This window comes from Lysobacter sp. 1R34A, assembly GCF_051217035.1.
Taxonomy (GTDB): domain Bacteria; phylum Pseudomonadota; class Gammaproteobacteria; order Xanthomonadales; family Xanthomonadaceae; genus Lysobacter.
The window spans coordinates 1-7,073 of record NZ_JBPKJP010000151.1; the positions used below are offsets into that span (position 1 = coordinate 1).

At 70.5% G+C, this 7,073-nt stretch carries 4 protein-coding genes and 1 pseudogene; 1 reads left to right on the top strand and 4 read right to left on the bottom strand.

What is annotated here, in order from left to right:
- Positions 1-15: 15 nt before the first annotated feature.
- From ACSAMQ_RS19470 to ACSAMQ_RS19485, 4 genes are all read right to left on the bottom strand, one after another.
- Positions 16-3,240, bottom strand: coding sequence for an efflux RND transporter permease subunit (locus ACSAMQ_RS19470; protein WP_435397248.1), 3,225 nt, complete (start codon positions 3,238-3,240; stop codon positions 16-18).
- Between the two features lie 46 nt (positions 3,241-3,286).
- Positions 3,287-4,300, bottom strand: a complete 1,014-nt coding sequence (locus ACSAMQ_RS19475) for an efflux RND transporter periplasmic adaptor subunit (protein ID WP_435397245.1) — start codon at positions 4,298-4,300, stop codon at positions 3,287-3,289.
- Positions 4,297-5,508: a TolC family protein gene (locus tag ACSAMQ_RS19480; RefSeq protein WP_435397246.1), complete on the bottom strand. Its 1,212-nt coding sequence runs from the start codon at positions 5,506-5,508 to the stop codon at positions 4,297-4,299. The genes ACSAMQ_RS19475 and ACSAMQ_RS19480 overlap by 4 nt, the downstream gene beginning before the upstream one ends.
- Before the next feature lie 300 nt (positions 5,509-5,808).
- Positions 5,809-6,192, bottom strand: coding sequence for a hypothetical protein (locus tag ACSAMQ_RS19485; protein ID WP_435397247.1), 384 nt, complete (start codon positions 6,190-6,192; stop codon positions 5,809-5,811).
- Positions 6,193-6,507: 315 nt separating this feature from the next.
- Between ACSAMQ_RS19485 and ACSAMQ_RS19490 the strand changes: the two are divergent.
- A pseudogene (locus ACSAMQ_RS19490) lies at positions 6,508-7,073 on the top strand (energy transducer TonB); the annotation flags it as partial.

The following is a 7,073-nucleotide window of genomic DNA, read 5'->3' on the forward strand; positions in this document are numbered from 1 at the left end:
CGCCGGGGCGCCGCCTCAGCGGGCGGGCGAGGGTTCCGCCGCGGCCGGCGCCGGTCGCGGATCGAGCTTGCGCTCGCCGGCGTCGTTGCGGTGCAGCCAGCGGTACAGCACCGGCAGCACAAGCAGGGTCAGCAGGGTCGAGGAGACGATGCCGCCGATCACCACCGTCGCCAGCGGCCTCTGCACTTCCGAGCCGGCGCCGACGTTGAAGGCCATCGGGATGAAGCCCAGCGAGGCCACCAGCGCGGTCATCAGCACCGGCCGCAAACGGCCCAGGGCGCCGTCGACGATGGCGTTGTCGAGTGGGTGGCCTCGTTCGCGCAGCTTGCGGACGAAGGCGATCATCACCAGGCCGTTGAGCACCGCCACGCCGGACAGGGCGATGAAGCCCACCCCGGCCGAGATCGACAAGGGAATGCCGCGCAGGGCCAGCGCGATCACGCCGCCGGTCAAGGCCAGCGGCACACCGCTGAAGACGATGGCGGCGTCCTTGGCCGAACCGAAGGCCATGAACAACAAGGCGAAGATCAGCACCAGGGTCACCGGCACCACCACCGCCAGGCGCCGGCTGGCCGAGATCAATTGCTCGAAGGTGCCGCCGTAGCCGATCCAGTAACCCTCGGGCACCTTCACCTGGGCATCGAGTTTCTGCCGCAGTTCGGTGACGAAGCCGCCGAGATCGCGATCGCGCACGTTGGCGGTCACCACGATGCGGCGTTTGCCGTTCTCGCGGTTGATCTGGTTCGGGCCGAGAATCGAGTTGAGCTTGGCCACTTCGCGCAACGGCACGGTACGCGGCGCGCCCGAGCTCCAGGTCGCGTCGCGGCTGGACTCGTCGCGATCGCCTTCGCTGCGCGCCGGCAAGGGCACCGGCAGGTCGGACAGCGCCGCGGTGTCCTGGCGCAGGCGTTCGGGCAGGCGCACCACCAGGTCGAAGCGGCGATCGCCTTCGAACAACTGCCCGGCGACTTCGCCGCCGACCGCGGTCGCCACGGTGTCCTGCACCGCGGCCGGGTTGAGCCCGTACACGGCCAGCGCGCGGCGATCGGGTTCGACGCTGAGCATCGGCAGGCCGGTGACCTGCTCGGCCTTGACGTCGGCCGCGCCGGGCACCTGCTTGGCCACCGCCTCGATCTGCCGGGCGATCTTGAGCAACTGCTGCAGATCGTCGCCGTAGACCTTGATCGCGACGTCGGCGCGCACGCCGGAGATCAACTCGTTCATGCGCATCTGGATCGGCTGGGTGAACTCGAAGTTGTTGCCGGGCAGGCTACGCGCGACCGCTTCGATTTCTTCCATCAGCCGGGCCTTGGTCTTGCCCGGGTCGGGCCAGCGCGCGCGCGGCTTGAGCATCAGGAAGGTGTCGGCGACCGAAGGCGGCATCGGGTCGCTGGCGACCTCGGCGGTGCCGATCTTGCTGAATACCCGTTCGACCTCCGGCATCGCCAGAAACGCCTGCTCCATGGTCTTCTGCATGGTCACCGACTGGGCCAGGCTGGTACCGGGAATGCGCATCGCCTGCACCGCGACGTCGCCTTCGTCGAGGCTCGGCACGAACTCGCTGCCCATGCGCATCGCCACCGCGCCGCTGAGGATCACCAGCGCCGCGGTGCCGGTCAGCACCGTCATCCGGCTGCGCAAGGCCCAGGCCAGTACCGGCTCGTAACGGCGGCGCAGCCAGGCCATCGCGCGGTTTTCCTTCTCGGCGACCTTGCCGCCGAGGAAGGTCGCGACCGCGGCCGGAACGAAGGTCAACGACAGCAGCATCGCGCCGGTCAGCGCCAGCACCACCGTGATCGCCATCGGATGGAACATTTTTCCCTCGATGCCGCTGAGCGCGAAGATCGGCAGGTACACCGCGGCGATGATGCCCAGGCCGAACAGGCTCGGGCGGATCACCTCGGCGGTGGCCGAGGCGGTGAGGCCGTGGCGTTCGTCGGCGCTCATCTCTCGGCCGAGCGCATGCTGGGCTTCGCCGAACCGGCGCAGGCAGTTCTCGATGATGATCACCGCGCCGTCGACGATCAGGCCGAAGTCGAGTGCGCCCAGGCTCATCAGATTGCCGGACACGCCGCCGCGGACCATGCCGGTGATGGTGAACAGCATCGCCAGCGGAATCACCAGCGCGGTGATCAAGGCGGCGCGGAAATTGCCGAGCAGCAGGAACAGCACCACCACGACCAACAGCGCGCCTTCGATCAGGTTCTTCGACACCGTGGCGATGGTGCGGTCGACCAGCGAGGTGCGGTCGTAGACCGGATTGGCGCTGACGCCCTTCGGCAGGCTGGCGTTGGCCTGCTGCAGTTTCGCCGCGGCCGCCTGCGAGACGTCGCGGCTGTTGGAGCCGACCAGCATGAACACCGTGCCGAGCACGACCTCGTGGCCGTTTTGGGTGGCCGCGCCGCTGCGCAGCTCGGGGCCTTCGCCGACCGTGGCGACGTCGCGGACCCGGATCGGCACGCCGTCGCGGCGGTCGAGCACGATCTCGCCGATCGCCTCGATGCCGGCGATCTGACCCGGCACCCGCACCAGGAACTGCTCGCCGTTGCGTTCGATGTAGCCGGCGCCGACGTTCTGGTTGTTGGCGGCGAGCGCGGCGACCACGTCGCGCTGGGTCAGGTTCAGCGCCACCAGCCGCGCCGGGTCCGGAGTGATATGGATCTGCCGCGCATAACCGCCGATGGTGTTGACCTCGGTGACGCCGGGCGTATTGCGCAACTGCGGGCGGATCACCCAGTCCTGCAGGGTGCGCAGGTCGGTGGCGTTGTACGGCGTGCCGTCGGCCTTGCGCGCCTTCGGCTCGGCGTCGACGGTGTACATGAATATCTCGCCCAGGCCGGTCGCGGTCGGGCCGAGCTCGGGTTCCAGGCCGGCCGGGATCTGCGACTTCACTTGCTGCAGGCGTTCGGCGACCTGTTGCCGGGCGAAGTACAGGTCGGTGCCGTCCTTGAACACCACCGTCACCTGCGACAGGCCGTAGCGCGACAGGGAGCGGGTGTAGTCGAGTTTCGGCAGGCCGGCGAGCGCGGTCTCGATCGGAAAGGTCACTCGCTGCTCGGATTCCAGCGGCGAATAGCCCGGTGCCTGGGTGTTGATCTGCACCTGCACGTTGGTGATGTCGGGGGTGGCGTCGATCGGCAGTTGCCGGAAGCTCCACACGCCGATCGCGATCAGCGCGCCGGTCAGCGCCAGCATCAGCCAGCGGTGGCCGATCGCGAAGCGCAGGATGCGTTCGAGCAGGCCGGAAGGTGACTGATGGCGCGCCGGGTCCGGCCGGGGGTTCGTGTCAATGCTCATGCGAAGCCCCCGATTTCTCGATGTCGGCCTTGATCAGGAAGCTCTGCTCGACCACCACCTGCTCGCCGGCGCGCAGACCGGACAGCACTTCCACGCGGCGCGCATCGCGGCGGCCGACCCGGACCGGCCTGGCGACGTAACGTTCGCCTTCGCGCACGAACGCCACGTCGCGTTCGTCCATGCGTTGCAGCGCGGTCAGCGGCACCGCCAGCGACACCGGTTGCTGTTCGACGGTGACCCGCGCGCGCACCGCCGAACCGGGCCGCCACAGGCCGTCGGCGTTGGCGATCGAAGCGCGCGCGACGGTGCTCTGGCTCGCGGTCGCGGTGCCCGGCAGGATTCGGTCGAGCGTGGTTTCCACGCCCTGTTCCTCGCCCATGCGCATCACCGTGACCGGCACGCCGGGACGCAGGTGCGAGGCGTCGGCGCCGAACACGTGCAGGTCGACCCACAAGGTCGACAGGTCGGCGACCTCGAACAGGGTGGCGCCTTCGATCGCGACTTCGCCGACCGAGGCGTTGCGCGCCAGCACCACGCCGGTGATCGGCGAGGCGATGGCGTAGGTGGTCAGGCTGAGGTTGCTGTCGACCGTGGCCAGGGTCTGGCCGGCGCGGACGCGGTCGCCGACGTTGGCCCGCAGCGAGCGCACCGGGCCGGGATAGCGCGCGGTGATGTTGGCGATGCGGCCTTCCAGCGGCGTGACCAGGCCCTGCACTTCGTGTTCGTCGGCGATGATGCCGGGCCCGGCCGCGGCGACGACGATGCCGGAGCGCTGAGCGATCGCGGCCGGGATCGTCGTGCTTTCGGCTTCCTCCGCCGCCTTGGCATTCTCGCCGTGGCCGGCTTCGCCTTCGCCGTGGCGGTGCGTGTCGTCTGCTTCGTCGGTGTGCGCGGTTTCGGCGTTAGAAGTGCCGGCCTTGCCGGCATCGGGACTTTCGGAACCGCCGCAGGCGCTCAGGGTCAGCGCCAACAGGGCCGCGGCGATCGACAGTTCGGGCTTCATGGGGCGGCTCCTGCGGGGGCGGTCGATGCGACGAAGGATTCGCCGGTCAGGCGCTGGATCTCGATCAGCGCCAGTTGCGCGTCGAGCGCGGTATCCAGGCGCTGTCTGCGCACGGCCACGCTATCGGCCTGCAGCAGCGCGAGCTCCAGGTAGCTGATCGCGCCGGCGCGGTAGGCGTACTCGGCGGCGTTCTCGGCGCGGCTCATGCGCGGCAGCACCTCGTCCTTGAGCCGTGCGACCTCGAGCGCGCCGACCCGATAGCGGCCGTGCGCTTCGACCAGGGTCGAGTACAGCGACAGGCCCTTGGCCTCGCGCTCGGTTTCGAGCAGCGCCAGCTCGGCCTCGGCGCCGCGGATGCCGGGCTCGGCGCGGCTGCGCGCGCCGAGCGGCATCGACACGCTGCCGATCAGCGCGGTGTCGCCGCCGTCCTGCAGGCGCCGCACGCCGACCTGCCAATCGATGTCGGCCGCTGCCTGGCTCTGCGCCAGACGCACACGCGCCTCGCCGATCCGGCGCGCGTCGGCGAACCGGGCCAGCTCCGGGCTGCGTTCGAGCAAACCCGTCAGGGCGGTGGCGTCCTCGATCTTCGGCAACGCGTACGGATCGCCGGCGACGCCGGCGAAACCCGGGTCGCGTTCGCCCCACAGCGCGGCCAGGTGCTGGCGCGCGGCGAGCAGGCTTTGCTCGCTGCGCGCGCGGTCGAGTTCGGCGCGCGCCAACGCCGCCTGCGCGGTCAGCAGACCCGATTCCGGCGAGGCGCCGGCGATCAGGCGCTGGCGCGCGGCGACGACGGTGCGCTGGCGCTGGCCGATGTCGAATTCGGCGAGCTCGATCCGGCGCTGCGCGGCGACGATGCCGAGGTAACGCCGTGCGGTTTCGGCGAGCAGGTCGAGCCGGCGGCTTTCGCGATCGACCGCCAGCGCATCGATTCGGCTCTGGGCGAAGGCGCGGCGCGCGTCGAGCTTGCCGCCGCGTTCGAACACCGAAGCCAGGCTGAGGGTGAGCTCGGCGCCTTTGACCCCGCTGACCGCGCCGCTGCCGGACACGTTGTCGAGCGCGGCGCCGGCGACCCAGGCCGGACGCTGCGCGGCGAGGTCGCGCTCGGCTTCGAGCACCGAACGCTGGCGGCCGAACAGGCGCAGATCGGGATGGGCCTCGCCGATGCGCGCGAAGGCATCGTCCAGGGTGAATACCGAGGTCGCGCGCACGATGCCGGTGGGGTTGAAGGGGGGCGGATTAGGAGCGGACTGATTAGGAGCGGACGGATTAGAAGCGGACGGGCTCGAAGCGGATTGATTCGAAACCGCGGCCACGGGAGGCCGCGCCTGTGCAGAAAAGCACAGCGCGGCCGTCAGGACGGCCAGGGCCGCCGGACGCAAACGCATGGGGAATTCTCCTGAATTTCGAAAGACGCCGTGGCGACTGCAGCGCACGGCGACGAAGACCCGCGCAGGTCGACGCGGCGCCGCAGGGTGCGCGCGAGCGACCGGCTCAGGCCTGCATCGGGATCAGGCGGAGATGGGCGGGCGGAACGGCACCGCGGTCGGACTCGGCACGAACGCGGTCGAGACCGCCGGCACCGGGCCGGCCGGGCCGGCGACGCGCAGGCCCACCTCGAAACGCGGCAGCAACGCCGCTTGCAGGGCGCAGCAGTGGCTCAGGTGCCAGCGGGCGTCGCCGCAGCCGTCCGGGTCGGCGCGGTCGGCGGCGCTGGCGCCGGTGTCCGCGTCAGGATTGCCGGCGGCGTGCTCGTGCGCCATCGCCGCGACCGGCCCGGCGAGTTCGCCGATTTCGGTGGCGAAGGTCAGCGCCGGCTTGACCAGCATCACGGCGATCAGCACGCCGAAGACGAGGTAACGGAACGCGGTCGCGATGGCGGAGGGGCCGGGCATGGCGGGCATCTTAGGAGCCGCCCAGCCCGCTATACAATTTCAGGCCCGGCGCCGTCGTTCATCTGCGGCCGTAGCGCATCGCCACTGAATGCCGGCCTGCGGCGGTTCCGCCCACGATCGCCGATTGCGGCGATAATCGCGCCGCGCAACGGACCTGCGGAATCGCGGGCAGGGACACCCAGACAGCAGTCCGGACAGGATCGGCAACGGCGGTGCCTCGGCGCCGTCATATCGCTTGCCTAGTCTGCGCACGTTATTCGGCAGTAGCGGTACAGGGGGTTGGCAGTGAAGGTCGTTGTGAAACCGGTGTGTGAGTTGCCCGCCGGTCGTTGGTCGAAAGCCGGTGCGTGCGCCATCGCCGGTCTGGCCCTGGGCGTCGCCCTCGGCGGTTGCGGTTCCGAAGCGCCGCACAGTACCGCCTCGCCGGCGCCGGTCGCCGATGCCGCGCTGGAGTTGCCGGCGCCGCTGGACGAACTCGATATCGAAGGCTTGCGCGCACGCGCCACCCAGGCCTTGCGCGAACAACGCATCCACACCCCGGCCGGCGACAGCGCGGTCGACTATTACCTGGCCCTGCGCGACAAGGAGCCCGGCCAGATCGACGTGATCGGCGCGCTCGACGAGTTGCAGCCGTATGTGGTGATCGCCGGCGAGCAGGCCTTGCTCGACGACGACCTGGCCGAATCGCGCCGCTTGCTGGAGCTGCTCGCGCGCATGGACCCGCAGGCGCCGGCGTTGCCGCGCATGCGCGAAAGCCTGCGCGTCGCCGAGGCGAACCGCGAGCGCCAGACCCGCGAGGAAACCGAGCGCCTGATGGCCGAGCGCACCGATGCGGCGAGCGTGCTCTCGGCGCGGCGCGAGGCCGCGCGCACCGCCCAGGC

Bases quoted from the DNA above. Each gene is read 5' to 3' on its own strand.
- ACSAMQ_RS19485 (WP_435397247.1), bottom strand. From the start codon at position 6,192: ATGCCCGGCCCCTCCGCCATCGCGACCGCGTTCCGTTACCTCGTCTTC.
- ACSAMQ_RS19475 (WP_435397245.1), bottom strand. From the start codon at position 4,300: ATGAAGCCCGAACTGTCGATCGCCGCGGCCCTGTTGGCGCTGACCCTG.